At 58.2% G+C, this 25,089-nt stretch carries 25 protein-coding genes, 3 tRNA genes and 1 other RNA gene; 24 read left to right on the top strand and 5 right to left on the bottom strand.

The window, feature by feature from the left end:
- Position 1: 1 nt before the first annotated feature.
- From prfB to HMPREF9451_RS05360, 9 genes are all read left to right on the top strand, one after another.
- Positions 2-1,096 carry a peptide chain release factor 2 gene (gene prfB / locus HMPREF9451_RS05400; protein ID WP_009139290.1) on the top strand — a complete coding sequence of 365 codons (1,095 nt, stop codon included), beginning with the start codon at positions 2-4 and terminating at the stop codon, positions 1,094-1,096.
- Between the two features lie 36 nt (positions 1,097-1,132).
- Positions 1,133-1,969 carry a transketolase gene (locus HMPREF9451_RS05395; RefSeq protein WP_009139289.1) on the top strand — a complete coding sequence of 279 codons (837 nt, stop codon included), beginning with the start codon at positions 1,133-1,135 and terminating at the stop codon, positions 1,967-1,969.
- On the top strand, positions 1,962-2,912 hold the full coding sequence (locus tag HMPREF9451_RS05390) for a transketolase family protein (RefSeq protein WP_009139288.1): 951 nt from the start codon (positions 1,962-1,964) through the stop codon (positions 2,910-2,912). The genes HMPREF9451_RS05395 and HMPREF9451_RS05390 overlap by 8 nt, the downstream gene beginning before the upstream one ends.
- Before the next feature lie 167 nt (positions 2,913-3,079).
- Positions 3,080-4,096 carry a cell division ATP-binding protein FtsE gene (gene ftsE / locus HMPREF9451_RS05385; RefSeq protein ID WP_009139287.1) on the top strand — a complete coding sequence of 339 codons (1,017 nt, stop codon included), beginning with the start codon at positions 3,080-3,082 and terminating at the stop codon, positions 4,094-4,096.
- Entirely contained in the window at positions 4,089-5,000 is a 912-nt protein-coding gene (ftsX, locus tag HMPREF9451_RS05380) for a permease-like cell division protein FtsX (RefSeq protein ID WP_009139286.1), read from the top strand. Before ftsE ends, ftsX begins: the two co-directional genes overlap by 8 nt.
- A 72-nt stretch (positions 5,001-5,072) precedes the next feature.
- Entirely contained in the window at positions 5,073-6,263 is a 1,191-nt protein-coding gene (locus tag HMPREF9451_RS05375) for a S41 family peptidase (protein WP_009139285.1), read from the top strand.
- Positions 6,264-6,293: 30 nt separating this feature from the next.
- Positions 6,294-8,345, top strand: coding sequence for a ribonuclease R (gene rnr / locus HMPREF9451_RS05370; protein ID WP_009139284.1), 2,052 nt, complete (start codon positions 6,294-6,296; stop codon positions 8,343-8,345).
- Positions 8,346-8,429: 84 nt separating this feature from the next.
- A complete protein-coding gene (gene smpB / locus HMPREF9451_RS05365; protein ID WP_040626076.1) occupies positions 8,430-8,894 on the top strand; it encodes an SsrA-binding protein SmpB in 465 nt (154 codons plus the stop codon).
- Positions 8,895-8,907: 13 nt separating this feature from the next.
- Complete coding sequence (locus HMPREF9451_RS05360) at positions 8,908-9,570, top strand: hypothetical protein (RefSeq protein ID WP_009139282.1); 663 nt, start codon at positions 8,908-8,910, stop codon at positions 9,568-9,570.
- A 523-nt stretch (positions 9,571-10,093) separates the two neighbouring features.
- Here the strand turns inward: HMPREF9451_RS05360 and ssrA are convergent.
- Positions 10,094-10,461, bottom strand: a transfer-messenger RNA (tmRNA) gene (gene ssrA, locus HMPREF9451_RS09650).
- 270 nt (positions 10,462-10,731) lie between these two features.
- On the opposite strand from ssrA, the gene murI reads away from it, so the two are divergent.
- From murI to rdgB, 3 genes are all read left to right on the top strand, one after another.
- Positions 10,732-11,661: a glutamate racemase gene (gene murI, locus HMPREF9451_RS05355; protein WP_009139281.1), complete on the top strand. Its 930-nt coding sequence runs from the start codon at positions 10,732-10,734 to the stop codon at positions 11,659-11,661.
- A gap of 8 nt (positions 11,662-11,669) precedes the next feature.
- The gene (rph, locus tag HMPREF9451_RS05350; RefSeq protein WP_009139280.1) at positions 11,670-12,395 is read left to right on the top strand and encodes a ribonuclease PH; all 726 of its coding nucleotides are present in this window, start codon (positions 11,670-11,672) and stop codon (positions 12,393-12,395) included.
- 63 nt (positions 12,396-12,458) lie between these two features.
- Entirely contained in the window at positions 12,459-13,049 is a 591-nt protein-coding gene (rdgB, locus tag HMPREF9451_RS05345) for an RdgB/HAM1 family non-canonical purine NTP pyrophosphatase (RefSeq protein WP_009139279.1), read from the top strand.
- Between the two features lie 275 nt (positions 13,050-13,324).
- Here rdgB and HMPREF9451_RS05340 read toward each other — a convergent pair.
- Both HMPREF9451_RS05340 and HMPREF9451_RS05335 read right to left on the bottom strand, forming a co-directional pair.
- Positions 13,325-13,401: transfer RNA gene (locus HMPREF9451_RS05340), tRNA-Pro, on the bottom strand.
- A 41-nt stretch (positions 13,402-13,442) separates the two neighbouring features.
- Positions 13,443-13,516: transfer RNA gene (locus HMPREF9451_RS05335), tRNA-Gly, on the bottom strand.
- Positions 13,517-13,656: 140 nt separating this feature from the next.
- Here HMPREF9451_RS05335 and HMPREF9451_RS05330 point away from each other — a divergent pair.
- The 4 genes from HMPREF9451_RS05330 to HMPREF9451_RS05315 are packed head-to-tail and all read left to right on the top strand — an operon-like array spanning position 13,657 to position 16,034.
- Positions 13,657-14,055 (top strand): PadR family transcriptional regulator, encoded by a 399-nt coding sequence (locus tag HMPREF9451_RS05330; protein ID WP_009139278.1) that lies wholly within the window; start codon positions 13,657-13,659, stop codon positions 14,053-14,055.
- 17 nt (positions 14,056-14,072) lie between these two features.
- Positions 14,073-14,687: a DUF1700 domain-containing protein gene (locus HMPREF9451_RS09415; RefSeq protein WP_009139277.1), complete on the top strand. Its 615-nt coding sequence runs from the start codon at positions 14,073-14,075 to the stop codon at positions 14,685-14,687.
- A 22-nt stretch (positions 14,688-14,709) separates the two neighbouring features.
- On the top strand, positions 14,710-14,958 hold the full coding sequence (locus tag HMPREF9451_RS05320; protein WP_009139276.1) for a hypothetical protein: 249 nt from the start codon (positions 14,710-14,712) through the stop codon (positions 14,956-14,958).
- Between the two features lie 38 nt (positions 14,959-14,996).
- Positions 14,997-16,034, top strand: a complete 1,038-nt coding sequence (locus HMPREF9451_RS05315; protein ID WP_009139275.1) for a P1 family peptidase — start codon at positions 14,997-14,999, stop codon at positions 16,032-16,034.
- Between the two features lie 163 nt (positions 16,035-16,197).
- Here HMPREF9451_RS05315 and HMPREF9451_RS05310 read toward each other — a convergent pair whose 3' ends face one another.
- Both HMPREF9451_RS05310 and rlmD read right to left on the bottom strand, forming a co-directional pair.
- Positions 16,198-16,632 carry a universal stress protein gene (locus HMPREF9451_RS05310; RefSeq protein WP_009139274.1) on the bottom strand — a complete coding sequence of 145 codons (435 nt, stop codon included), beginning with the start codon at positions 16,630-16,632 and terminating at the stop codon, positions 16,198-16,200.
- A 161-nt stretch (positions 16,633-16,793) separates the two neighbouring features.
- Positions 16,794-18,119 carry a 23S rRNA (uracil(1939)-C(5))-methyltransferase RlmD gene (rlmD, locus tag HMPREF9451_RS05305; RefSeq protein ID WP_009139273.1) on the bottom strand — a complete coding sequence of 442 codons (1,326 nt, stop codon included), beginning with the start codon at positions 18,117-18,119 and terminating at the stop codon, positions 16,794-16,796.
- A gap of 55 nt (positions 18,120-18,174) precedes the next feature.
- Between rlmD and HMPREF9451_RS05300 the strand changes: the two genes are divergently transcribed.
- The 8 genes from HMPREF9451_RS05300 to HMPREF9451_RS05265 all read left to right on the top strand — a co-directional run bounded on the left by HMPREF9451_RS05300 (position 18,175) and on the right by HMPREF9451_RS05265 (position 24,877).
- Positions 18,175-18,250: transfer RNA gene (locus HMPREF9451_RS05300), tRNA-Arg, on the top strand.
- Positions 18,251-18,348: 98 nt separating this feature from the next.
- Positions 18,349-18,879 (top strand): peptidylprolyl isomerase, encoded by a 531-nt coding sequence (locus tag HMPREF9451_RS05295; protein ID WP_009139272.1) that lies wholly within the window; start codon positions 18,349-18,351, stop codon positions 18,877-18,879.
- Positions 18,880-18,926: 47 nt separating this feature from the next.
- Positions 18,927-20,291 carry a tetratricopeptide repeat protein gene (locus tag HMPREF9451_RS05290; RefSeq protein ID WP_009139271.1) on the top strand — a complete coding sequence of 455 codons (1,365 nt, stop codon included), beginning with the start codon at positions 18,927-18,929 and terminating at the stop codon, positions 20,289-20,291.
- 87 nt (positions 20,292-20,378) lie between these two features.
- The gene (gene ndk / locus HMPREF9451_RS05285; protein ID WP_009139270.1) at positions 20,379-20,786 is read left to right on the top strand and encodes a nucleoside-diphosphate kinase; all 408 of its coding nucleotides are present in this window, start codon (positions 20,379-20,381) and stop codon (positions 20,784-20,786) included.
- Between the two features lie 58 nt (positions 20,787-20,844).
- A complete protein-coding gene (locus HMPREF9451_RS05280; protein ID WP_009139269.1) occupies positions 20,845-21,909 on the top strand; it encodes a 4Fe-4S dicluster domain-containing protein in 1,065 nt (354 codons plus the stop codon).
- Positions 21,899-22,813, top strand: coding sequence for an FAD/NAD(P)-binding protein (locus HMPREF9451_RS05275; RefSeq protein ID WP_009139268.1), 915 nt, complete (start codon positions 21,899-21,901; stop codon positions 22,811-22,813). The genes HMPREF9451_RS05280 and HMPREF9451_RS05275 overlap by 11 nt, the downstream gene beginning before the upstream one ends.
- A 1-nt stretch (position 22,814) precedes the next feature.
- Positions 22,815-23,597 carry an NADH-quinone oxidoreductase subunit B family protein gene (locus tag HMPREF9451_RS05270; protein ID WP_009139267.1) on the top strand — a complete coding sequence of 261 codons (783 nt, stop codon included), beginning with the start codon at positions 22,815-22,817 and terminating at the stop codon, positions 23,595-23,597.
- A complete protein-coding gene (locus HMPREF9451_RS05265) occupies positions 23,597-24,877 on the top strand; it encodes a Ni/Fe hydrogenase subunit alpha (protein ID WP_009139266.1) in 1,281 nt (426 codons plus the stop codon). The genes HMPREF9451_RS05270 and HMPREF9451_RS05265 overlap by 1 nt, the downstream gene beginning before the upstream one ends.
- Positions 24,878-25,089 lie beyond the last annotated feature (212 nt).

Raw genomic sequence — 25,089 nt, 5'->3', positions numbered from 1 at the left:
AATGGCAGAGAGAGAATCCAAAGAAATCGAAGCGGCGTCGAAGCGCGTGGCAGATGCGCGCATATGGCTTCATATAGACGAGAAGGCCCGGCGCCTCGAAGAACTCAACGAGCAGATCGCTTCTCCCGACTTCTGGAATGACACGTCTCGCGCGCAAGAGGTCTCCCGTCAGGCCAGTACCCTGCGCAACGCCGTCGAAAGCTACGAAGAGGCGGTTGCCACGCTTGAGGATGCTCGGGCTGCCGCCGAGCTTGCCGGAGAAGACCCCGCATTCGCCGAAGAAAAGGATGCGGCGCTCGAGCGGCTTTCCGCCATGCTGGAGCGATTCGAAATCGAATCCTGGTTTTCCGGGGAAATGGACGAAAGCGATGCGATCCTTTCCATCAATCCCGGTCAGGGCGGCCTCGAGGCCCAGGATTGGACGGAGATGCTGTATCGCATGTACGTCCGCTATGCCGAGCAGAAAGGCTGGAAGGTCAAGTCTCTCGACGTGGTCGCCGGTGAAGGCATCGGCCTTGACCGCGCAGTCATCCAGGTCGAAGGCCATAACGCCTACGGCATGCTGAGAAGCGAGCACGGCGTCCACCGTTTGGTGCGTATCTCGCCGACGGACGACAAAAAACGCCGCCAGACGACGTTTGCAAGCGTCGAGGTGCTGCCTGTCACCAGCGATGACATCGAGGTTGATCTCAATCCTGCGGACGTGCGCGTCGACGTCTATCGTTCGAGCGGTCCAGGCGGCCAGTGCGTCAACACGACGGACTCCGCTGTGCGTTTGACCCATGCGCCGACGGGTATCGTGGTGACGTGCCAGAACGAGAAGAGCCAGCTGCAAAACAAAGAGGCTGCGTTCAAGGTTTTGCGCGCGAAGCTCTACGAGCTCGAGAGGCGCAAACGCGAGGAAGAGCTGTCCGCCTTGCGCGGCGAGCGGATGGAGAACAGCTTCGGAAGTCAGATTCGAAATTACGTCCTATACCCATACCAAATGGTGAAGGACCTTCGTAGTAATATTGAAACGGGTAACGTCGACGCGGTTCTCGATGGCGATATAGAACAGTTCGTCATCGGATACCATCGTTGGCGTGTCTCGCAATAAAGGTATCGATTGTCGCTGATTCGGAAGGAAAACGACGTGAACCTGGAAGATTTGAAAGGCAAGGCCAACGATATTCGCGTGGATATCGTCGAAATGGTGGCCGAAGCGGGAAGCGGGCATCCGGGAGGGTCGCTCTCGTCTGTCGAGATTTTGTGCGCGCTGTATTTCGGTGGCGTGCTCGACCATGACGCGAACGATCCCAGGAAGGAGGACCGCGACCGTTTCCTTCTTTCGAAGGGACATGCGGCTCCCGTGCTTTACGCAACGCTTGCCGAGTCCGGCTATTTCCCCAAAGAGGAGCTGAAGACTCTTCGCAAGCTGCACAGCCGTCTTCAGGGACATCCCGACTGCCGCAAGCTTCCCGGCGTCGAGGCGTCGACGGGATCTTTGGGCCAGGGCCTCTCCATTGCCGCCGGCATGGCGTGCGGCCTGAAGCTCGACGGCAGCGAGGCAACCGTCTTCACGCTGATGGGAGACGGCGAATGCCAGGAGGGCCAGGTCTGGGAGGCCGCTATGTTCGCATCCCACCGCAACCTGGACAACCTGGTCGCGATTCTCGATCATAACCACCTCCAGATCGACGGCCGTATCGAAGACGTGTGCTGCCCCGACAGCTTCTCTGCCAAATTCGAGGCTTTTGGCTGGCAGGTTTTCGTGTGCGACGGCAACGATATGGAGGCAGTCCTTGCGACGTTGGAGTCCGCGAAGGGCGCGAAGTCGGGAAAGCCGAAGATCGTCATCGCCGAGACCACGAAGGGCAAAGGCGTTTCGTTCATGGAAGACCAGGCAGGATGGCACGGGAAAGCTCCCAATGCCGAGCAGGCCGAGCAGGCCGTTGCCGAACTGACCGATAAGGAGGCCCTGCATGGCTAACGAGAAGAAGGCCACGCGCGCTGCGTACGGCGAGACCCTGATCGAGCTCGCGAACGCAGGCGTTCCCGTAGTCGCCGTCGAGGCGGACCTTTCCGGGTCCACCACCACGAAGAAGCTCGGAGACGCTTATCCCGAGCGTCTTTTCAATGTCGGCATTGCAGAGCAGGACATGGTCGGCGTTGCCGCCGGTCTTTCCCTGACGGGAAAGGTTGCGTTCACCGGCTCGTTTGCGGTATTCGGCACGGGGCGCGTCTATGACCAGATTCGCAATACCGTGTGCTACGCGAACCTTGATGTGAAAATCGCTCCGACGCACGCCGGCGTTTCCGTAGGCCCTGACGGTGGCAGCCATCAGATGGTCGAAGACATCGCCCTTATGCGCGTGCTGCCCAACATGCGCGTGCTCGTTCCCGCTGATTTCGCGGCGGCGAAGGCGGCCATCAAGCTTGCTGCCGAAACCCCTGGCCCCGTCTACATCCGTATGGGCCGTGCCTCGGTGCCTTGCGTGTACGATGAGAACTCGGTGTTTGAAGTCGGTCGCGCGAAGGTTTTGCGCGAGGGCAGCGACGTTACCATCGTCGCGTGCGGCGTAGAGATCGACGAAGCTCTCAAGGCTGCCGAAGCGCTTGCGGAAAAAGGCGTTTCTGCCGAGGTCATCGATGCGTTTTCTATCAAGCCCCTCGACGAGGAGACCATCCTCGCATCCGCTCGGAAGACGGGGTGCGTTGTCACCGCTGAAGAGCATTCGGTCATCGGCGGGCTGGGCGGTGCCGTCGCTGAGCTTTTGTCCGAGAAGCTTCCCCTGCCGCTCGTGCGTGTCGGCATGCGCGACTGCTTCGGCACGTCGGGAGAAATGGCGGAGCTCATGCGAGAGTTCGAGCTTGACGCTCCGGCCATCGCTTCCGCTGTCGATGAGGCCCTATCCAGGAAAAACGTTCTGTAGCAATGCGAATCTCCCTTTAAACTCGGCTGTTTTCGACGTCTGGTCTGGCCGTATGGAGGGTTTTGCGGAGCGCGATGAACATTCTGTGACCGCCGCGCCTTGTGCGCGGCGGTCTTGCTAGAATGGGTGAGTTAAGTCCAGTAACCATGATATGAACGGAGCATTCTGTGACGAACACGAACGACGCGCAGCGTCGTGCCCAAGAGTCGACGGGCGCCATTCCGGCGGTTCCGCCTGCTCAAGGCCGTCATGCGGCCGCTGGGCAAGATGCCGCAGCAACCTCAAGGCCCGCCGTGCCGGCGGAGCGCGCAATGCGCCCCCGCCCTCAGGCCACGGGCGCCATGCCTCCCGTGAATACGCCCGGCTCCGCGCCGGCGCACAACGGAAGCCATTCGAAGGCTCCTGGTAGAACGGGCGTTTTGCCCGACCTGTCCACTTCGCTGCCCACGCTTTCCGTGGAAGATGTGCAGCAGCAGCCCATGGGGGCTCCTGTTATCACATTCGACCATGTGACCAAAGTGTATCCCGCACAGCCCAACAAGCCCTCCCTGCATGACATTTCCCTGCAGATCTATGCGGGAGAATTCGTCTTTTTGGTAGGTCATTCCGGATCGGGCAAATCCACGTTTATCAAACTGATCACGCGCGAGCTCAAGCCCACCGACGGCCATATCTTCATCGCGGGCGAGGATTTGAGCACGATGCGTAACTGGCGCGTGCCCTATCTGCGCCGCAATATCGGCTGCGTTTTCCAGGACTTCAAGCTCTTGCCGAACAAGACCGTTTTCGAAAACGTTGCATTCGCGCTCGAGGTAATCGGGAAAAGCCGCCACGTCATCAAGACGCAGGTTCCCGAGGTCTTGCGCCTCGTTGGCTTGCAGGACAAGCTCAATAAGCGCCCCGACCAGCTTTCCGGCGGCGAACAGCAGCGCGTTTCTATCGCCCGAGCCATCGTGAATCGTCCGCCGCTGCTGGTGTGCGACGAGCCCACGGGCAATCTCGACCCGCAGACTTCTCGCGGCATCATGGATCTTCTCGAGCGAATCAATCGCACGGGCACCACGGTGCTCGTCGCCACGCACGACCGCGAAATGGTCGACAACATGCGTCGTCGCGTTATCGCGCTTGACAGCGGTCAGCTGACCCGCGACCAGGACAGGGGAGTGTACGGTTTCGATGTCTAGTCTCATATATTTCTTCAAGGAATCCCTCACGGGCTTCACGCGCAATCTGAGCACATCGCTGGGTTCCATCATCACCATCTTTCTTTCGCTTTTGATCATCGGCATCTTCCTGATGGGCGGAGCTATCATCAACAACACCGTGTCGTCGGTCGAAGACAAGGTCTCCATCACGGCCTATGTCGCAGACGACGCGGAACAGTCCGCTATCGATGCGGTTGTGTCTGACCTCGAGCGCGTCAACGGCGTTGCGAACGTTAGCTTCACCACGAAGGACCAGGCTCTCGAGAACTTCCAGAACTCGATGAGCTCTACCGATATCGTCGATCAGCTCGACGGCACCAATCCGTTGCCCGCTTCAATTGAAATCGAGCTTTCGGATCCGCAGCAGGTTGAGACCATCGCCTCCGATTTGGCGGCGGATAAGGATTTCATCGCTATCTGCGACAACCCGGAAGATCCTTCGGATAGCGTCAAATACGGCGAAGACAGCGTAGACCGTCTCTTCAGCCTGACGAGCTACATCCGCTACATCGGCATAGCGCTGATCGCCTTGCTGATCTTCATCGCGCTGGTCTTCATCAACAACACCATTCGCCTCGCCATCCTTGCCCGCCGCAAGGAGATTGCCATCATGCGCCTCGTCGGCGCTTCGAACGGCTTCATTCGCGGGCCCTTCCTTATGGAAGGCGTGGTGCATGCCGTTATCGGCTCCGCCTTGGCTATCGGCTCCATCGAGCTTATCCATCGATTCGCGCTTCCCCAGGTTGCAAACGCCCTTATGTGGCTGCCTATCAATCTGTCTGCAAGCACGTATGTTCAGATTTATCTGGTCATGCTGGTATTCGGTCTGATCATCGCTGCCGTCGGGTCGTTTTTCGCCATGCGCCGCTACCTGAAGGTGTAGCGCCGAAGCTTCATGCGCAACGGAAAACGCAAACATATCGAGATGGGTACGCGCAATGCGAGGATTTTGCGAATGCTGGTCCTCTGCATTGCCGCGTGCCTTCTTTTTTCCGCCGGTTTTTTGCTGCGCGGAAACGCCGAGCTCATGGAGCGCCTGGGTATCGTGGCGGCGAAAGATCCCTCGTCGGCTTCCCAGGGCGCCTCTCCCGAGGTCTCGGCGGTAGCTTCCCGCCTTGATGAGGTCGAGAAGATGCTCTCTTCCGGCAGCCTTGATTCCTACGATGCCGATGCAACCACCCGCGCAGTGCTCGATTCTTTCTTAAAGAATACCGACGACGCTTATGCCCGCTATTTCGACGACGCCCGCTACACCTCTTTCGTCGATGTCGCGACGGACGAATATCCCGGCGTCGGCGTGTTCTTCTCGGAGCAGAACGGAAAAGCGTTCGCGCTTGATGTCTTCGAGAACTCCTCCGCCTCGGATGCCGGGGTTCGCCAGGGCGACGTGGTCGTTGCGATCGATGGCGATCGCTCGCAGGATTGGACGGCAACGGAGACCATCAACGCCGTTCAGCGCGAGGCGGGCTCGTCGGTTGTTATCACCTGGTTGCGGCCTTCGACGTCCGATGGCTCCGAGGGCGAGGAATTCACTACGACGTTGATCTGCTCGGATTATCAAGAACCCAACGTCACGACGCAGCTTGTCGATGGCGTGGGCTACATTTCCCTCAAGCAGTTGACGCAGAATTCCGATACGCTTGTCCGCTCCGCATTGGACGACCTTTCCTCCCGCGGCGCCCACTCCTTTGTGCTCGATCTTCGTGACAACCCCGGCGGGTATCTCACCAAGGCTGTCGATGTGGCATCGCTGTTCATCCGAAGCGGCGTTGTCGTGGAAATCGATACGCTCGAAGCGAAGACGACCAAGCAGGTCACGGGCGATATTGCCACGGACGCTCCTTTGGTCGTTTTGGTGAACGGCAACACAGCGGGATCGGCGGAAGTCCTTGCGGCGGCTTTGCGCGATACCGACCGCGCAGTCCTTACGGGCACGACAACCATGGGGAAAGGTTCGGTCCAGGTCACTAAGCCCCTTTCTTTCGGGGGCGCCCTTCGCTACACGGCGGCTCGCTACAAGAGTCCCGACGGCTATCTTATCGACAACGTCGGCGTTTCCCCCAATATCACGGTCACGGTGCGTGAAGGCGCATCGGACGACAATCAGAAAACCTTTGCCATCGAAACGGCAGGTTCGCTTGTCTAGCCTGCCGTTTCCGGCGTGAAAAGGAGTTGCATGGCGCGTTCTCGATCGCGAAAATCCAATACAAGACGAACCCCGCGCGCCCATCCCCGCGGGGTTCTTGAGCTTTGCGGGGGCGGTTTCGGCTTCGTCCAGACCGCCGAAGGAGAGTTCTTCATTCCGGCTTCGAAAGTCGCCGACGCGTTTGACGGAGATATGGTCGAAGTGACGCGTCTGCCAGGGGCTTCGCAACGCTCGTCGCGTTCTGCGATCGCCTCGAACAACCGTCCTGCCGCACGTGTCGTACGCGTCCTGTCAAGGGCGCACGAGTGCATTGTGGGGCGTTATGAAGTGGCTGAGCCCTTTGGCGTCGTCGTTCCTGAAGACCCTCGCATCAAACATGACATCTTCACGCTGAGAAGCGATGCCCCCCATGTGCGCAATGGCGATATCGTTCGCGTTCGCATGACCGTCTACCCTTCGAGGCGCGAACCCGCCCAGGGTGTCGTGGAGGAGGTCTTGGGGCACGAGGGCGATGTAGGAATTGACGTTTCCCTGATTGTCGCCCGCCATAAGCTGGAGACCCATTTCGGCTTAGCGGCTTTGCAGCAGGCGGGGGAGGTGCGCGAAGACGCCGAAGACGCGCTTTCGGATTCGCGCTATGTCGACCTGAGCAAGCGTCGAATCTTTACCATCGACCCCGACGATGCGAAGGACTTCGACGACGCTCTCTCGATCGAGCCCTTCGGCGACGGGAGGCTGCTTCTCGGGGTTCATATAGCCGACGTCTCGCATTATGTGCCCTGGGGCTCACCCCTTGATATTGAGGCGCGCCGCCGCGCGACAAGTGTATACCTCGTCGACCGCGTCATCCCCATGCTTCCCGAGCAGCTTTCGAACGATGTCTGCTCGCTTCGCCCTGGCCGTCTGCGTCGCGCCATGACGGTCGATATGGTCGTCGATCCGTTGGGAAACGTGTCTCACATGAAGGCATATCCCTCGGTAATCCGCTCTGCGGCTCGTTTGACCTACGGTCAGGCGCAGTCTGCGCTTTCCGCGTACCTTCGGGGCGATCTTGAAGGCGCCGCCGATGCGCTTGAATGCTTGAGGGGCTCTCTTGCTTCGGATGTCGCCTCCGACATCGTGTTGCTCCACGAGGCCGCCGAGGCTTTGCACGAGAATCGCGTGAAGCGCGGCGGCATCGATTTCGAAAGCGTCGAGGCGAAGGTTGCGCTCGATGAGGGCGGCCATCCGCTCGGGGTTGATCTGCGCGTGAAAAACGATGCGACATCGCTCGTCGAAGAAGCCATGATTGCCGCGAACGAGGCCGTGGCGCGCCTTTTGCGCGATCAGGGCGTGGCGTGCATATACCGAACGCACGAGCAGCCTGCGCCGGCGGACATGGCCGAGCTCAAACCAGTTCTCCAGGAGTTCGGCTACGAAAAGCACGTCTCGCTTTCGGCGCTTGCGTCTGGCAATCCGCGTGCCATCCAGCGAGTTCTGTCCTACGCGAAAGGACGCAGGGAGGAATACCTCGTCTCTATGCTTATGATTCGCACCATGAAGCGCGCCGCATACCAGGACTGCTGCGCTCCTCATTTTGGTCTAGCGAGTAACGCGTACGCGCACTTTACAAGCCCTATCAGGCGCTATCCCGACCTCATGGTCCATCGCATGGTGAAAGTCGCGCTTTTCGGGAGGACCCAAGAAACCTCGGCTGTCGAAAGCGCCATGGCGGCGATTGCCGACCATGCTTCGGTCGCGGAGCGAACGGCGGAGGTGGCCGCGCGAGAATCGCAAGAGCTCAAGCTCTACGAGCTTTTGGAGACGCGCATAGGCGAAGAGGCTCAGGGTTTGATTTCTGGCGTCATGAGCTCGGGGTTCTTCGTTCGCCTGAACGACACTTCCGAAGGCTTCGTGTCGTTGCGGGACAGGGACGAATACTACGTCCTCAACGCCGCGCGTCGCACCCTAACGGGTTCCGACAGCGGCTCGGTCTATCGGCTGGGCATGCGGGTGCGCATTCGCATCGCGGCGGTTTCTCCTTACGAGCGCAGGGCCGATTTCATCCTGCTGGAGAGCAAGCGCAGGGGCGTTCGTCGCTAAGCGGGCGAACCTGTATAATGGTGCGCCGTGCATCGGTCTATGCAAGCACGGCGTTTGCACGATAACGAAAGGCAGTTCGACAACGTGGCACGAGAGAAAAAGCAGATAGCGAAGAACCGCAAGGCGTTTCACGAGTACGATATCCTCGAAACGTTCGAGGTCGGTGTCGTGTTGTCCGGCACGGAGGTCTGCTCGCTTCGCGAGAATAATTGCCAGCTGACCGATTGCTTCGCGCTTATCCGTCACGGCGAGGTCTGGCTGCACAATCTGCACATTGCTCCGTATTCGCATGGCAACATCGCCAATCCGGACCCCGATCGCAAGCGCAAGCTGCTGTTGCATCGCAATCAGATTCGCTATCTCGAGGAGAAAACGCGCGAAAGGGGCATGGCCCTGGTTCCTTTGAACATCTATTTCGCGCAAAACGGGCTTGTGAAAATCGAGCTCGCTGTTGCACGGGGCAAGAAACTCTACGACAAGCGCGCTTCTATGGCGGAGCGTGATTCGAAGCGTGAGATCGAGCGGGCGCTTAAGGCTCGTTTGCGATAGGAGGTAATTCTTCATGGGCTTGTTCAGGAAGGCTACGCGTACCGCGGGCCGTGTTGCGAAAAACGTCGCGAAAGAAGCGGTGTTCGGTGACCTTGAAAACGAAGGCGGTTCCAAGAAAGGCCGTCGTAAGGGCGGGGTGGCAAAAGCCCGTGAACGTCGGGAGTATGAGGAATACCAACGCCTGAAGGAGAAGTTTGAGCCTAAAGACGATGCCGCCATGCAGGCGGAATGGCAGAAATACTACGACGAGCAGTGCGAGGGCGAGTGCGAAACGTGCCCGTACTACGACTGGTGTCCTGACGACTTCGAAGACGAGGAAGAAGTCGTAGAAGAGCAGACTGAGGAAGAGCCCGAGGAGCCTGCCGACCAGGAGGAAGAGCCTGAGGAGGAGCTTACCGAAGAGGAGAAGGCTGCCAAGGACGCGGCGGAGGCGTATTACGAAGCCGGATGCGACGGCGAATGCGAAACGTGCGCACATTACGACTGGTGTCCCGCCGAAGAGGAGGGCGATCCCGACGACAAGGTGGTCGTCATGGGCATGACGCAAGGCGAGATGAAAAGCATGGCGAAAGGAAGTGTCGAGCTTGCTCGCGAAGGCGCTCTTGCGGCGAAGGAGCTCAAAGAAGCCATGGATGACATCATGGGCGGGCTCGACATCAATCGCTATTTGAAGTAGTCGTCCTGGTTGCCGCTCTGACGATACGCGACACGGCTTCGGTGTCGCCGCCTAAGCAAGACCATACGTCGCGTCTGTCCTCCGTTCGAGCGTTGGTCGAAATGCCTGCTTTGGGGGAAGAACGGAGCTTAATCCTTGCGACTGTGGTCAATTTCGTCGTATTGGGGGAATGAACGATACCGCTGGCAGGTCTATTTGTGCCGTTCATCCTTTCTGAAGGGATGAAGACGTGCAGGAAAGTTGGGAATCGACTCGAAAAAAAGCGTTTGGTACCTCGAAACTTCTCCCAATGCATCGCTTTTGACCGCAGACCTGCATTCTCACGCAGAATCTTCCCCTAACTCGTTGTTTTTGACCACCGATTCGCGCCTAGGTATTGTTTTCTTCGAATTCGCTTTGTAAAAACAAAAGAGGCGAGCTATGTTCAAAGTGCATAGATCGCCTCTTTTTCGCTCCGATGAAACCAGACAATAAAAAAGCGCCCTGACCTGCGATTTCATCGCTGTCGGGCGCTGTGTGCTTTTGGTGGAGGCGCGGAGAATCGAACTCCGGTCCATACTACATCATCCCTCAGGCTCTACAAGCTTATTCCGTGGTCGAGATTCAAACCGACGCAGCCTACGGACACGCGTTGTCGGTTCTAGCCCGTTCGATCTTAGCCAAAGCCATACAGGCTACGTGCTTTGACGCAATCCCCTAACATGACGTCGCGCTCGAGCCGGGGATAACCCGAGGTTGACGGGCTGCGTAAATTAAGCAGCCATGGCGAGCGCCGGAGCGCTCTGAGTTTTAGCTTTGCCAATTAACTTGACGGTACCCCTGTTTAACGTGGCGAGGAGACCACGACCTGCTCCTCAGTTCAAACGTACCATGTCGAAACCAGTCGCCCCCGAATACGCGATGCGCCATGTGCGAGACCGGCTCATCGAAGTGGTGACTGCTCCACCTGGCTTGATTATCAAGCTTCACGGCATAGGATAATGCCGAATTCTTTATTCTAGGTATTCCGAGTGTACTGTCAAGCATTATGCCGTTTATCGCGTATTTCTCTCGGTTTCTTTCCCAGAAACATGGGAATGGGGTATGCTTTCTTTTACGCAAAAATCAACGAAGCGCCTCTGTCGATATGTGGCGCTTGTTTGTTTGATGGGGAGAAAAACGATGGCTTATTCGCACGACAACGCTCCCATCGGCATCTTTGATTCCGGCTTCGGCGGGCTTACGGTGGCTCGAGAGATAGCCGAGGAGCTGCCGAATGAATCGATTGTCTATTTCGGCGATACGGCACGATGCCCGTACGGCCCGCGCTCGCAGGAAGAGGTCGACGGTTTCGTTCAGCAAATCTGCCACTGGCTGCTTGACCGAGGCGTCAAGCTGCTCGTCATTGCCTGCAACACGGCGACGGCCGCCGGTCTTGAGCATGCGCAGAAGAATTTCGCGGTGCCCGTGATCGGCGCGGTTGAGCCGGGCGCTCGCGCGGCGGCGCGTGCTACGAAGAACCGTCGTGTTGGCGTTATCGCGACGAAGGGGACCGTGGAAAGCGAATGCTATCCGCGCGCCATCCGCCATATCGACGCCGGCATCACGGTGTTTTCCACGGCAACGCCAAAGTTCGTAGACATCGTCGAACAGGGTATCCGCATGAGCAAAGGCCCGATCGAAGATTTGACGAGCCGAGCCTCGAAGGTCTACATCCGCCCTGCATTCCAAGAGATTGCGCAGGATTATCTCGAGCCGCTTCGTCGCTGTGACATCGATACGCTCGTGCTTGGTTGTACGCATTATCCCATGCTCAAGGCGCTGATCGGCGGCGTGGTGGGTCATAGTGTCTTGCTGGTGTCGTCTGCCGAAGAGATGGCGAAAGACGTGCGCGAAACGCTAACGTTGCGCGGTCAGCTCGCATCGCCCGACAACGTTGCAACGCGCGAGTTCTTCACGTCCTCCGACGAGGTGGAGGAGTTTCAATCTTTCGGGTCTCGCGTGTTCAATCAAGAAATATGCAGACCCACCCATATCGATCTTTCGTGTCTTGAAAAGTACGGCAGCATGTCGTGCGAATCGGGGCTGCAAGACGCGTCGAATACGCAATAGGAGGAATTATGTTCGGCACTCGAACCGACAATCGAAAAGATCGTGCTCTGCGCGAGGTTTCGCTTGAACGCAATGTCATGAAGAATGCGGCCGGAAGCTGCTTGGTAAAATTCGGAGACACGCATGTGCTGTGCTCCGCCACCATTGAAGAGCGCGTGGGCGGATGGCGCAAGGGAAGCGGCATGGGTTGGCTGACGGCCGAATACGCTATGCTTCCCGCATCTACGGCGAAGAGAACCCCGCGCGAGACGAAGGGTCGCAAAGGCCGCAGCCAGGAAATTGAACGTCTGATAGGCCGTTCGCTGCGCAATGTCTGCGATATGGCGAACATGGGCGGCGAGGTCACCATGACAATCGACTGCGACGTGCTGCAGGCTGATGGCGGTACGCGTACCGCGGCCATCACGGGCGCATGGGTTGCGGCTTATGACGCCTTCGAGATGTGGCGCACGTCCGGCAAGGTCAAGACGAACCCCCTCTACGGGCAGGTTGCGGCGGTAAGCGTGGGCTTGGTGGGAGGTCGTTTGCTGCTCGATCTCGACTATCGCGAGGACTCCCAGGCCGAAATCGACATGAACGTGGTCATGAACGCCAAGGGCGAATTCGTTGAAGTCCAGGGGACGGGCGAGCAGGTGAGCTTCTCGCGCACGCGTTTGAACGAAATGCTCGATATGGCCGAGGAGGGCATAGGCGAGCTGCTGCGCCTCCAACGCGAGGTTATCGGTAAAGAATAGATTGCAACATGCGGCCTGCGGTGTTCGCTGCAGGCCTTTTCTGTAAGGACGAGAGGAGTTGTCATGAAGAAAGTGGTGATCGCCACCAACAACGCCCATAAGGTCGAGGAGATTCGTTCTGCGCTTAATTTCGACGGTTGGGAGTTTCTGACGCTCGCAGAACGCGAGCCGTATCCCGAGCCGGAAGAGAACGCGGACACATTCGAAGGTAACGCGCGCATAAAGGCGCTTGCTGCGCATGAGCATACGGGCCTTGCCGCCTTGGCCGATGATTCCGGCTTGGTGGTAGACGCTCTCGATGGTGCGCCTGGCGTGCTTTCGGCACGCTATGCGGGGGAGCACGGCAACGACGATGCAAACAACGAAAAGGTTCTTCGCGAGCTCGAGGGCATAGCGGATGACGAGCGCACCGCCCGTTTTGTCTGCTCGCTTGTGTTCGTCGACGAAGACGGAACTGAGATGGCAGCTTCGGGCACGATTGAAGGACGTATCGCTCACGGCTTGTCAGGTGAGGGCGGCTTCGGGTATGACCCTCTGTTTCTTCCCGATGAATTCAAAGGAGACAAAAGCCTCGCCGAGGTGACGCAGGAGGAGAAAAACGCCATTAGCCACAGGGGCAACGCGCTGCGCGCCTTGAAGGAGAAACTTTCCTAGATATTGATATACGATGTAAAGTTCTGAGTGCATGCAGCGAAGAACACTGCTTGCGCAAGAAAAGAAGGCCTTCTGTCTTGCTTCTCTCGCAAGGAAAGAGAGCAGCTAGAGGCCTTCTGTATTATCCGTTTTCGCTTCGAATCATAATTACCTGGGAGAATGTATGTCTATACGCTGTAAAGAGCAGAGAGACCGACAAGTTTTGAGCACGTAGGCACCAGCCGTATTGCTAGAGCATGAAAAAAGCCGACATGAAGCCGGCTTAAAGAAAACGATGGTCGGGACGACAGGATTCGAACCTGCGACATCCTGCTCCCAAAGCAGGCGCGCTACCAAACTGCGCCACGTCCCGAATAAGAAACGAGCCAGGTACACCTGGCTCGGCTTGTTCTCTGGAGCGGGTGACGGGAATCGAACCCGCGTCATGAGCTTGGAAGGCTCAGGTTCTACCATTGAACTACACCCGCGTAAGTGCATTTGCATACGATACTACAACTTTGCGCATGGTGCAAGAATATTTTGCCGGAGGAATTTTCCTTTTTCTCTTGCACAGTAATGCTATGCGTCATATAGTATGCAACACATAGTATATGACGAAAGGAGGTATATGGTGGATGCGCAAATGAAGCGAGGCTTTCTGGAAGCGTGCGTCTTGTCTACGTTGTGTCGCAAGGAGTCGTACGGATACCAGATCGTCAAGGACGTCCCCGACATTCTCGGTCTGACCGAATCGACGCTGTACCCCTTGTTAAAGCGCCTCGAAACAGGCGGATTCATCTCCGTTCGGGCGGTAGAGCATAACGGACGCCTGCGTAAATACTATCGAACCACGGAGAAGGGGAGAGGTTTCCTTGAATCGTTCCTTCGGGAGAAGCAAGAGGTCATGCAGATATATCGCTATATAGAGGATGCGGCAGGTGACGAGCATTCACAGCGTACAGCGAGCGTACAGCGAGCGTACAGCATGCGACGAACGGGACTGTGGCAAGCAAACGATAGCCGATGAGAGAGAAGGAGAAGCTCGTGAATAAGAAAGACTACCTCGATGCTTTGGCGAAGGCGCTCGATTGCCTTTCCCGCGAGAAGCGCTCCGAAATTCTCTCTTTCTACCGGGAGGCGATTGACGACCGCATTGAGGAGGGAATGTCCGAGGAAGAGGCCGTTTGCGCCATGGGGCCGGTCGAATTGGCGGCGGAAAGCATTCTAGGGGAGCTTCCCGTTGTGCCGCGAGCGGTGGCGAAAACAAGGCGCAAAAGTCCTGCGCTGCTTTGGGTTCTTGCCATCGCGGGGTCTCCCTTGTGGATTCCGCTCGCGTTCGCGTTCCTGCTCGCGGTGGCGTCGGTGTATCTGTGCACCTGGCTTGCGGCGGCGTGCATCTGGCTTGTGGCAGCGGTATGCATGTTCGCGCTACCGTTCGGTTTGTATCTGGCATGGTGCGGCGTGATGACGGGAACGTTTGCCTTCGCTCTCGCTCAGGTCGGCTTGGGGTGCGTGCTCGGAGGCGTCGGCCTGCTCGTATTCAACGCGGCGTTTTCGGCGAGCCGCGCTTTGGCAGTGCTTTCTCAGAAATGGATACGAAAGGCTGTCTCTCCGTTCAAACATTACGAAGCCGATAATACGTGCGCTGTTGCGGCGTAAATACCGAAAGATGGGAGCTCATATGAAAGAAATCTGGAAGACCTCGCGGCGCGTTGCATGCGTTTTGGCGGGGCTGGGAATCGTGCTCTCCTTGGCGGGATTCGCTCTCTCGGGATTCGATCCGCGTGTATTTTCCGCCAAGGTCGACCGTGGCACGGTGAGTTTCGGCGGCACGATTGTCGAGAACCCCGAAAACCTGCCGTTCATTTCGACGCTTGCCGAGATGGGCAGCGTCGAGTACGGCGTTTCTTCCGACGAAGAGGTATCTTAGAACCCTGGAATAAGCCGTGAAAAAGGGAGTTGATCGTGATGGAGTCCATTTCTCTTGAAGCCCTCGCTTCGTTCGGCGTGGGGCACGCCCATGACGAAGTCGCCGGAACGGGCTGCACGGTTGTTGTCGCTCCGCATGGCGCCATCTGCGGCGTGGATGTTCGCGGCGGCGGGCCGGTCACGCGCGAGACAGACCTGCTCAAGCCTGAAAACATGGTCGAATCCGTGCATGCCGTCGTGCTTTCCGGAGGCAGTGCGTTTGGCCTAGAGGCCTCATGCGGCGTCATGGACGTGCTTTCGGAGAAGGGTATCGGGTTCAGGCTCGCAGACGCCTGCATCCCTATCGTGACAGGCGCGTGCCTGTTCGACGTTTTGGTGGGGAAGAACGCCCATCCCGACAAGGCAATGGGGGCGAAGGCCGCCCGTTCGGCCCTCGAATCATTTGCCGCCGCCAAAGATGGCACTGTCGGCTTCGGGTCTTCTCTCGAGCAGGGAAACGTGGGCGCAGGATGCGGCGCGACCGTGGGGAAGATGGGCCGGCCCGAGCAGGCTATGAAGTCGGGGTTCGGCTGCAGCTGCTTTCGCCAAGGCGACGTCGTCGTCGCTGCGCTCGTGGCGGTGAATGCGCTTGGTAACGTGTGCGATCGCGCAGGCTCATGGCTGGCGGGCTGCCAGGCCGACGGGCGCATTCTCGATCCGCTCGAGGTGTTTTTCGCAGCGGGTTCTTGCGATGGGCAAGCCGATGCTTTAGGTGCGGAGGCCGAAAAAGTTCCCGTCGAAGGGGCTGGTGTCACGCAGAACACCACGATCGGCGTCGTCCTCACGAACGCCAAATTGACGAAGGCTCAGGCGACGAAGGTCTCTTCGACGACGCATGACGCTTATGCTCGCGCCATCAAGCCTGTTCATACCTCCAATGATGGAGACACCATATTCACCTTCGCATCGGGCGAGGTGGAAAGCTCGACGGATGCGGTTGCCATCGTGGCGACGGAGGCCATGCAGCAAGCCATAGAAAACGCGGTGCTCCATGCGAAGGGCGCATACGGGCTTTCTGCGGCATGCGATCTGCGCTAAGTGCGAAGGCGTCGTTTTCAGACCTCTACGAGAAACGGCCCGCACGGTTGAAAGCCGTGCGGGCCGTAGTTTGCGGTGCGCCGAAGCGGCGTTGCGTGACCGTCCGAGCATCGAGGGCTGGGAGCTGACGGGTTACGAGCTCAATTCGTTGGTCGGCGAAGCGTTATTTCGCAACGAGCACGGGCTTGCTGCAGATGCTCAGCAGCTTATGCCCCACGCTGCCGAGGTAGCCTTTGATTCCGCCGAGCCCGCGGCTTCCGATGACGACCATGTCGTAAGAATCCTGGTCGGCGAGTTTGGAAATTTCGATCGCGGGGTCGGTGCCGTTGAGCATGAATGTCTCGACCTCGTTTTCAAGGCCGATTTCGTCGAGGTGGTCGACGGCTTTTCCGAGGAGCTCTTTCGCGTCGCGCTCCATAAGCTCGAGCACGGAGGCGAAGCTGATAAGCTGCTCGTCAGTAAGCATCGGGATGGCGACGACGTTGACGACGTCTACCTTCACGTTGGGATTCGTCCCGGCGATGTCTGCGGCGAGGTCGAGCGCTGAGGCGCCTGCTTGCGATCCGTCGTAGGCGACGAGGATTTTGCTAAGAGCCATGATGCCCTCCTTTAACGGTCCTGAAGAAGGACGGTTTTCGTTGGAAGGATGCGACGGGACGAAATTGCCTGCGGTTTGTGCCTTGCATCCGCAGCGCGAAATCCGGCGATCGCATCCTTTGTCCATTCATTAGTATACGCCTTATGCCCTTCTTGGCGATCCTAAGCCTCTCGCTGGAAGATGGATACGATTTCTGCATGGTATGTCTGCGGGAACATATCCACGGGCGTCACGCATGCAAGCTCGTATCCGACGCCCGCCAAGCGCGCGACGTCGCGCGCCCAGGTGGCAGGATTGCAGCTCACGTAGGCAAGGCGGCGCGGACCGGCGTCGGCTATGCTGCCGATGATCTCCGCAGCAAGCCCAGCCCTTGGGGGGTCTACCAGAAGCGCGTCGAGCTCCCCGAGCTCCGGCAGCTCTCGCGCCGCGTCTCCTCCGATGACCTCGATGTTGTCGAAGCCTTGCTCTTCGGCTATGCGGCGAAGGTCGCGGACGCTGCTGCCGTAGCTTTCCACAGCGAACACCGTGTCGCATGCGGCGGCAAGAGGAAGCGTGAACGTGCCAATGCCGCAATACAGGTCGGCCACTACGGCGTCGTCTTCAAGCTCGAGCCCCTCGAGGGCGAGTGCGACGAGTTTTTCCGCCTGGGCAGTGTTGACTTGGAAAAACGATGGGGCGCTCACCTTGAATTCCGTGTCGCAGACGCGTTCGGTCCAATATCCCTTGCCGCCGAGCACCTCGACGCCTTTCAGCTTGCGCGCCTTGCCCTTGTCGCTTGTCATGACGCGCACGATGCTGGTTGCCTTGACGGCTTGCGAAAGCGTCTTTGCCACCGCAGTGCGTGGGAACGATCCCGTATTCGTCCACAGGGCCACCTCGAGGTCGTTGGTGCGAATCGATCGACGAATGCCGATGCGGTAGATTCCCAAATCGTTCGACCCGCTGAGGAAGCGAAGCGCCCCTCGGATTGCCTTGGGAGCTTTTTCGATTCCTTTATGGGCCAAAGGGCAGCTGTCGATGGGGAGAATCTCGTTGGTGTGCTTCTTGTATGGTCCTACGACGAATCCGTCCCGCGCATCGCGGCCGCAGCCGAATTCGAGCTTGTTGCGATATCCCATGGTTCGCTTGGACGGCACGGTGTCGCGAACGAGGCTTCGCGCCTTCTCTTCGTCGATACCGGCGGTGCGGATTAGTTGGGAAATGACGTTTTCACGCTTTTCTATGAGTTGGCAATCGTAGGAAATGTGCTGCCAACCACATCCGCCGCATATATCGGCGTAAGGGCACGGGGGCGTTACGCGATGGGGCGAAGCCTCGGTCACGTCCACGACCGTTCCTTCGTAATATGTGCCTTTATCTGCGGTTATTTCTACAATTGCTGTATCGCCCGGGCATCCTCCGAAGGCGAAAACGGTTTTGCCGTCCGCTGCTTTTCCTATAGCGGCATCGCCGTAAGAAAGGCGTTCTATGGTTATTTCTTCACGCATGTGACCTCTTTTCTCGCATTCGTACATTTTAGCGTATAATTTCGAACGCTAATGTGCCCCCTTAGCTCAGGGGATAGAGCGTCTGCCTCCGGAGCAGAAAGCCGCAGGTTCGAATCCTGTAGGGGGCACCAGCAGCCGGCCGAGCCTCTGCGCGGCAGGGTAAGGTGCGTGTCGGCATTTGAACGAACGGGCAAGAGAAGCGAACGGGCAAGAGAAGGAGCGCATGAGCATGGCTATGTATACCCCCGAGTATCAGCCTAACGGCAGCGAGATTGCCGTCATCAAGACTTCTAAGGGTGCAATCCGCGTGCAGCTTGCAGGCAATGATGCGCCCATTCATGTGGGCAACTTCGTCGAGCTTGCTCGCAAGGGCTTCTATGACAACCTGAAGTTCCATCGCTATGTTCCCAACTTCGTGATTCAGGGCGGCTGCCCCAACACGCGCGACCTCGATTCCGATCAGGTTGTTGCCGCTGCCGGCAACCCGTTTGCCGGACTGGGCACGGGCGGTCCCGGCTATACCATCAAGCAGGAATACACCACCAACCCCAACAATTCTCACGAAGACGGTGCGCTCGCCATGGCGCGTTCTATGAATCCCGACTCTGCGGGCTCTCAGTTTTACTTGTGCCTCGGCCCGCAGCATAACCTCGATTCCGGCTATACCGTGTTTGGCCAGACCATCGAGGGCAAAGACGTCATCTCCGAACTTCGTGTTGGCGACGTCATCGAAACCATCGAAATCGAGAACGCCGACTAAACGTCGCGGGCATGCGAAACGTCGCCTCGGCATTGAAGGAAGAACCTATGGATAACGAATATATCGCCCAAGCACGCGAGGCGTACAAAGCCCGCGATTTTCAGACTGCGCTGGCTCTGTTCAACCAGTGCCTCACCGACCCCTCCATTCAGAAGGGTCCTGGCGAGTTGGGCTATATCTACCATCAGATCGGCAACTGTTTTTTGCAGATGAAGGATTTCGGCGAGGCTATTCATGCCTATACGCAGGCTACCGCCGATACCGCCTACGATGCGTGCGGCGCGGTCAACTGCAACCTTGCCAAGGCGTATGCGTTTTTGCACGACTACGAAAATGCCGTCTCTCATTTTGAAATCGCCGTGTCCGATGCGAAATACGATGCTCCGTATAAGGCGTACTTGGGCCTGGGCAACGCATTGCTCAAGCTTGGCAAAAACGCTGAGGCCGGCGTGGCGTTTCGCGAGGCGGCTCTTGACACCAACAACCCCGATCCTACGAAGGCCCTGCTGAATCTCGGCGTGTGCTTCATGGCGCTCGACCGCCCCGCCGATGCGGTGCAGTCCTACGAGAGCGCCCTGCAGTTCGACATGGACCCGGCCACGCGCAATAAAATGTACGCGAATCTCGGCCAGGCCTACGTCGCCTGCAACCAGATGCAGCAGGCCATGAACGCCTTCGAGGCCGCCCTTGCCGATAAGACGTACTTCCTCAGCGATTCCGCAAGCGTCGATTACGGCCGTGCTGCCCAGGCTGTTGCCACCGGCACCGCCGCGATGCAGCCCATCGTCGTGCCGGAGCCTGAAAACGATATGTCCGGTCTGGACGTTGCGGCCGATGGCGCTCCTCTTCCTCAGGACGAGTATTACGGCTACGATTCCTATGCTGCCGATCCGCAGTATTATCCCGCCGATGCTTACGGCTATGATGCGCCGGACAGCTATGCTTCGGGCGATGAGCGCTTCTTCAACGCAAGCGACGAAGAGCTCGAGCGCTACTCGAAGGGTCTTGCGCGCCAAGATCGCAAGCGCCGCAACGTCGGTTTGAAGATTCTCGTGTTCATTTTCACGCTGCTGCTGATTGCGGCCGCCGGATGCGTATTTCTCTACACCCAGGGCTGGGGCTATCCCACGCAGGAATCCGTCGCTCGCAGCCTGTTCTCCGACACGCAGAATGCTTCTCAGTACTTCGTCGAATCGGTTGGGCAGGACAACATCGATGCCGCAATGCGCGGTGTCGTCCAGGATGGCAACATCACGATCGACGGTGTTGACAAGAGCATGTCGAACTCCACCGTGTATGTCTCTGCGAAGACGGAGGAGGGCGGCGATGTCGACTATCGCATCGATATGGTCCGCGACCTGATTGGCTGGAAGGTTTCAGGCATCGAGATGTCGTTCCCGTCGAACCAATAGCGTATACACAGCGAGTCCGTCACGGGCTCGCTCGGCTTCAAGACGTGTTTACATCGTCGCAAGGCGAATAACAAGAAAGGAAAAACAATGGCAATCGAGAAGACTTATTCCATGCTCAAGCCCGACGCCGTTCGCAATCGTCATATGGGCGAGATCATCGCTCGCATCGAGCGCTCCGGCCTGACCATCGAGCGCATGGAGCTCGGCATGGTCACCCCCGAGCAGGCTGCGGCTAACTATGCCGAGCATGAGGGCAAGCCCTTCTATAACGGCCTGATCGAGTACATCACCAGCGGTCCCGTGGTCAAGATGGTCGTTTCCGGCGAAGGCGCTGTCAAGAAAATGCGCACGCTCATGGGTGCCACCAACCCCGCAGAAGCAGCCCCTGGCACGATTCGTGGCGATTTCGGTCTCATTATGGACGAAAATGTCATCCATGGCTCCGATTCTCCTGAATCCGCCGAGCGCGAAATCGGCGTGTTCTTCGGCGCGTAGTTTTTCTTCAGCGACGCATCGGGCCATCGAGCGTATCCCTGCGTAAGAGGAGGAGCGTGTGCTCTATCGCATTATCGATGCCGATGATTTACCGTCGTTAATCCGCGCATTTATGGATTCATACGAACTTGTAGCCCCGGTCAAACATGGCCCGGGCTACATTTTCGATGTGATCGATGACCCGAGCGATGTCGTGCTGGATTATCCGACCACCATCGCATCTCCCAAGAAGTATTTCCTTCCGTCCGAGGAAACACTGTTTAAATTCGACGTAGCGTCAAATGACGTGGTCGATTTTGAGATAGACATCAAGCCGCGCGTGCTCTTCGGCGTGCATCCGTGCGATTTGAACGCCATCGAACGCCTTGACGCAGTCTTTCTCGACAGCCGCTACGGCGATCCGTATTATCGCGCCCGCCGCGAAGCGACATTGATCGTCGGCGTTGGCTGCATGCCTACGCAAAACTGTTTCTGCCACCGAGTAGACGCCGACGAGGCCCCCCGAGGCTACGACCTTTTCCTGCAAGATCTCGGCGATCGCTACTGGGTTTCCATCTCGTCTGTCGCTGCCGCTGAGATTCTCGAAGAAAGCACGCATCTGCGCGAGGCAACGGACGAAGACCGCGCTCTCTTTGCGGCCGCCACGCACAGGCGCACCGCCGCTTTCGATGGCAGCATTCCCAATGTGCAGGATATCGCCATGCTCATGGATACCTATCATTCCGACCCCTTCTGGGCGGAATTCGGCTCGCGTTGCCTGAATTGCACAGCCTGCGCCGCCGTGTGTCCCACGTGCATGTGCTTTGATATCAAAGACATCCTTTCTCCCGACGCGAAAACGGGAGAGCGTGTGCGCGTGTGGGACAGCTGCAACAGCCCCCATTTCGCTCGCGTTGCCGGCGGCCATAATTTCCGTGCCGACGAGCGAGGGCGCGTTCGTCATCGCATGTATCACAAGCTTAACGGATTCAAGGTCAAGCACGGATCTATGCTGTGTGTCGGCTGCGGCCGCTGTGTGAATGCCTGCAAGGTGAACATCAATCCCATTGAAGTCTTCAAATTCTTCGACGAAAAAACGCGTTCGTCGGCCGTTCTCAGCAAGGAGGCCAACGATGCCGAATAGCCATGCCCTCACAACGTCTGTCCAGGTGCAACCCCTGGATTTCGCTCATCATGTCAAAACCGGCGAAGAGCTTATGGCGGAAAACCCCTATAGACCCTGGCCGGCACGCATCACATCCATCACCGACCTCACCGCCACGGAGAAGCTTTTCGAGTTTCGCCTGATCGACGAGCGTATTCGTTCGGCGTTTCATCAAGACCCCGGCCAATTTGTCGAGCTGTCCATCTTCGGGGTGGGAGAGGCTCCGATCTCGATTTCCTCAGCCCCTTCGAAGCAGGGTTTCATCGAGCTTTGCGTCCGCCGCGCGGGCCGCTTCACCGAGGTGTTGCACGCCATGCAGTGCGGTGACGTGGTGGGGATTCGCGGGCCTTTCGGCCGCGGCTTTCCGTTCGAGGAGATGAAGGGGCACGACATCCTTCTTGTTGCGGGCGGCCTGGGCATCGCGCCGTTGAAGTCGCTTATCAACTACATTCATGACGAGCGCCACGCTTTCGGAAAGGTCACGATCATTTACGGATCGAAGAATCCTCGCGAAGTGATGTTCCGCAACCAATTCGAGATGTGGAAGCATCGTCGCGACTTCGATCTGCACCTTACGGTCGACAACTACGAAGAAGGCTGGGACGGGGAAGTGGGCCTGGTGACCAAGCCCTTCGAATCTATCGAGGTCGATGCTGAAAATACCTTCGGCGTACTGTGCGGACCCCCGGTCATGTATCGCTTTGTCGTCGAGGAAATGCGCAAGAAAGGCATCCCGTACGATCGCATCTATATGAGCTTTGAGCGTCATATGAAATGCGGCATGGGCAAATGCGGTCATTGCCAAGTAGGGCATCAGTACGTCTGCATTGACGGTCCCGTGTTCAACTATTGGGAAGCCAAAAATATTCAGGGGTCGATGTAGAATGACATGCTCACAGTTTCATGAAAATGCGCCTGCTCGTGTGGTTGTCGTCGGCCTGGCAAGCTGCTTCGGCTGCCAGCTGCAGATTACCAATGACGAAGCGCACCTGCTCGATGTGCTCGGCCAGATAGACCTTCAGTACTGGCAGTTGGCTTCGAGTGCGCCCGAGCCTGAAGGCGATGTGGACGTCGTCGTCATAGAGGGGGCGGTGACGACCGAGGAAAGCCGCCGTTGCGTCGAACGATGGAGGGAGCGTGCCCGTACGGTCATCGCCATCGGTGCGTGCGCGGTGACGGGCGGCATTCCCGGCATGGCGTCGAAGGGACTTCACGAACGCCTTGTCGATGTTTATGGCGAAACATTGCCCGATGCGTGCGGTGAAACTTTGGCCCCGCGCAGCGTATCCTCGGTTGTCGAGGTTGATTTCGAGGTTCGTTCCTGCCCTATCGATACGGCGGATTTTATCGCCGTGCTCGAGCGCGCGCTGTACGGAAGCAACGTCTTGCCGTATGCGGACACGATGTGCGGCAGCTGCAAACGCAACGAGTCGGGTTGCTTCTGGAAGATGGGCAAGCAGTGCCTTGGTCTTGTGACGCTTGCGGGGTGCGGCGCGAAATGCGTCAACCTCGGCCGCGAATGCAACGGTTGCCGCGGGCTGTCTCCGTTCGCCAATCTCGATTCCGCCCGCGCCATGGTTGCTTCGAAGGGCATGAGCGTCGAGGACTTCAACGCTTCGCTCGAGCTGTTCAACCAGATCAACCCGATGCTTGAAAAGGGGGAATAATGGCACGAACGACGCTTTCCATGCATCATATCGCCCGTGTCGAAGGCCACGGAAACGTGCATGTCTCCATAGAAGACGGAAAAGTGCGCGACGTTCAGATGAACATCGTCGAACCTGCGCGCTTGTTCGAATCGATGGTCGTAGGCCGACCCTACGACAAAATCAGCTATATCGCATCGCGTATCTGCGGCATCTGCTCGTCGAGCCATGTGGTGACCGACCTTCTGGCCATAGAGGACGCATTCGGCGTGGAGGTCAGCGATCGTACGCGCATGCTGCGCGAGCTTCTGGTGTACGGCAGCTACCTGCAGAACCACGCATCGCATCTGTTCGTCTTCGCCGCGCCTGACTTTGCGGGAGAGGAAAGCCTGTTTCCGTTGGCCGTGACAGAGCCGGAGCTTTTTAATGGCGGGCTTGCCATCAAAGCTCTCGGCAACGAGCTGTGCACGAAGGTGGGAGGGCGTTCCATTCATCCCATTACGGCGGTTGTCGGCGGGTTCACGCATGAGGTTTCGCCGGAGGAATACATCGAGCTGGCTGATAAGCTGCGCGATATGCGGCCCTTTGCGGAGAAAGTCGTGGACGTGTTCGCGGCATTTCCCGTGCCCGATATCGCCACCAAGGGCGATTTCCTCGCATTGCGCGAAGAGGGCCATTACGCCGTTGTCTCCGGTCGGCCGTGCTTTGCCAAAGACGGCTTCGAATTCGATTGCGCGCAGTATCGCGACTATATAGAGGAATACCAGGTCGCTCACTCGGCGGCGTACTTCTCGCGTCGTCGGGACACGCAGGAGACATTTGCGGCAAGTGCTCTTGCCCGTATCAACGTGAGCTGGAACGAACTGACGCGCGAAGCGCGCCTTGCCGCGGCCAAAGCGGGTCTTCGTCCGCCGTCGCTCAATCCGTATTCCAACAACGTCGCCCAGGCTGTGGAGCTTGTGGACGTATGCGTGCGTTGCGAGGCAATGCTGCGCGAGCTTGCAGAAGGGGAGGGGTCGAGCGAACCGGTGGACTTTGAGCCCAGGCCCGGTCGCGGCGTCGGCATGACCGAGGCACCTCGTGGAACGCTGGTGCACGATGTGGAATTCGACGAAGCGGGTCGGGTGGTGCATGCGAACATCATCACTCCTACGGTGCACAATCTCAGCGACACCGAGCATAATGTCTTCCAGGTCGCTGAGCTGCTTGCGAACCAGGGGACCGATGAGGGCACGATTCGCCTCGAGGTGGAAAAGCTCGTGCGTGCATACGACCCGTGCCTTTCGTGCTCGGTGCATTAAGCGCGAGGCATGTCGCCCGGACGATCGGCGACTAGTGCGCGCTCAGGTGCGTAAGCGCGTCCCTTGTGCGTTCGAGGACGGGGCGTACCAGCGCACTGCAAGGCGCGGAGTCGTTATCGCACGAATGACGCTTTCATAAAGAAGAAGAAAGCGGCGCTCCCTTGCGGGGCGTCGCTTTTTCATGAGCCGCTTCGCTTTATCCGCTGAGCTAT

The organism is Slackia piriformis YIT 12062, assembly GCF_000296445.1.
Lineage (GTDB): Bacteria > Actinomycetota > Coriobacteriia > Coriobacteriales > Eggerthellaceae > Slackia > Slackia piriformis.
Note: the sequence above shows the minus strand (reverse complement) of the source record. Positions and strands in the feature narration are given on the sequence as shown.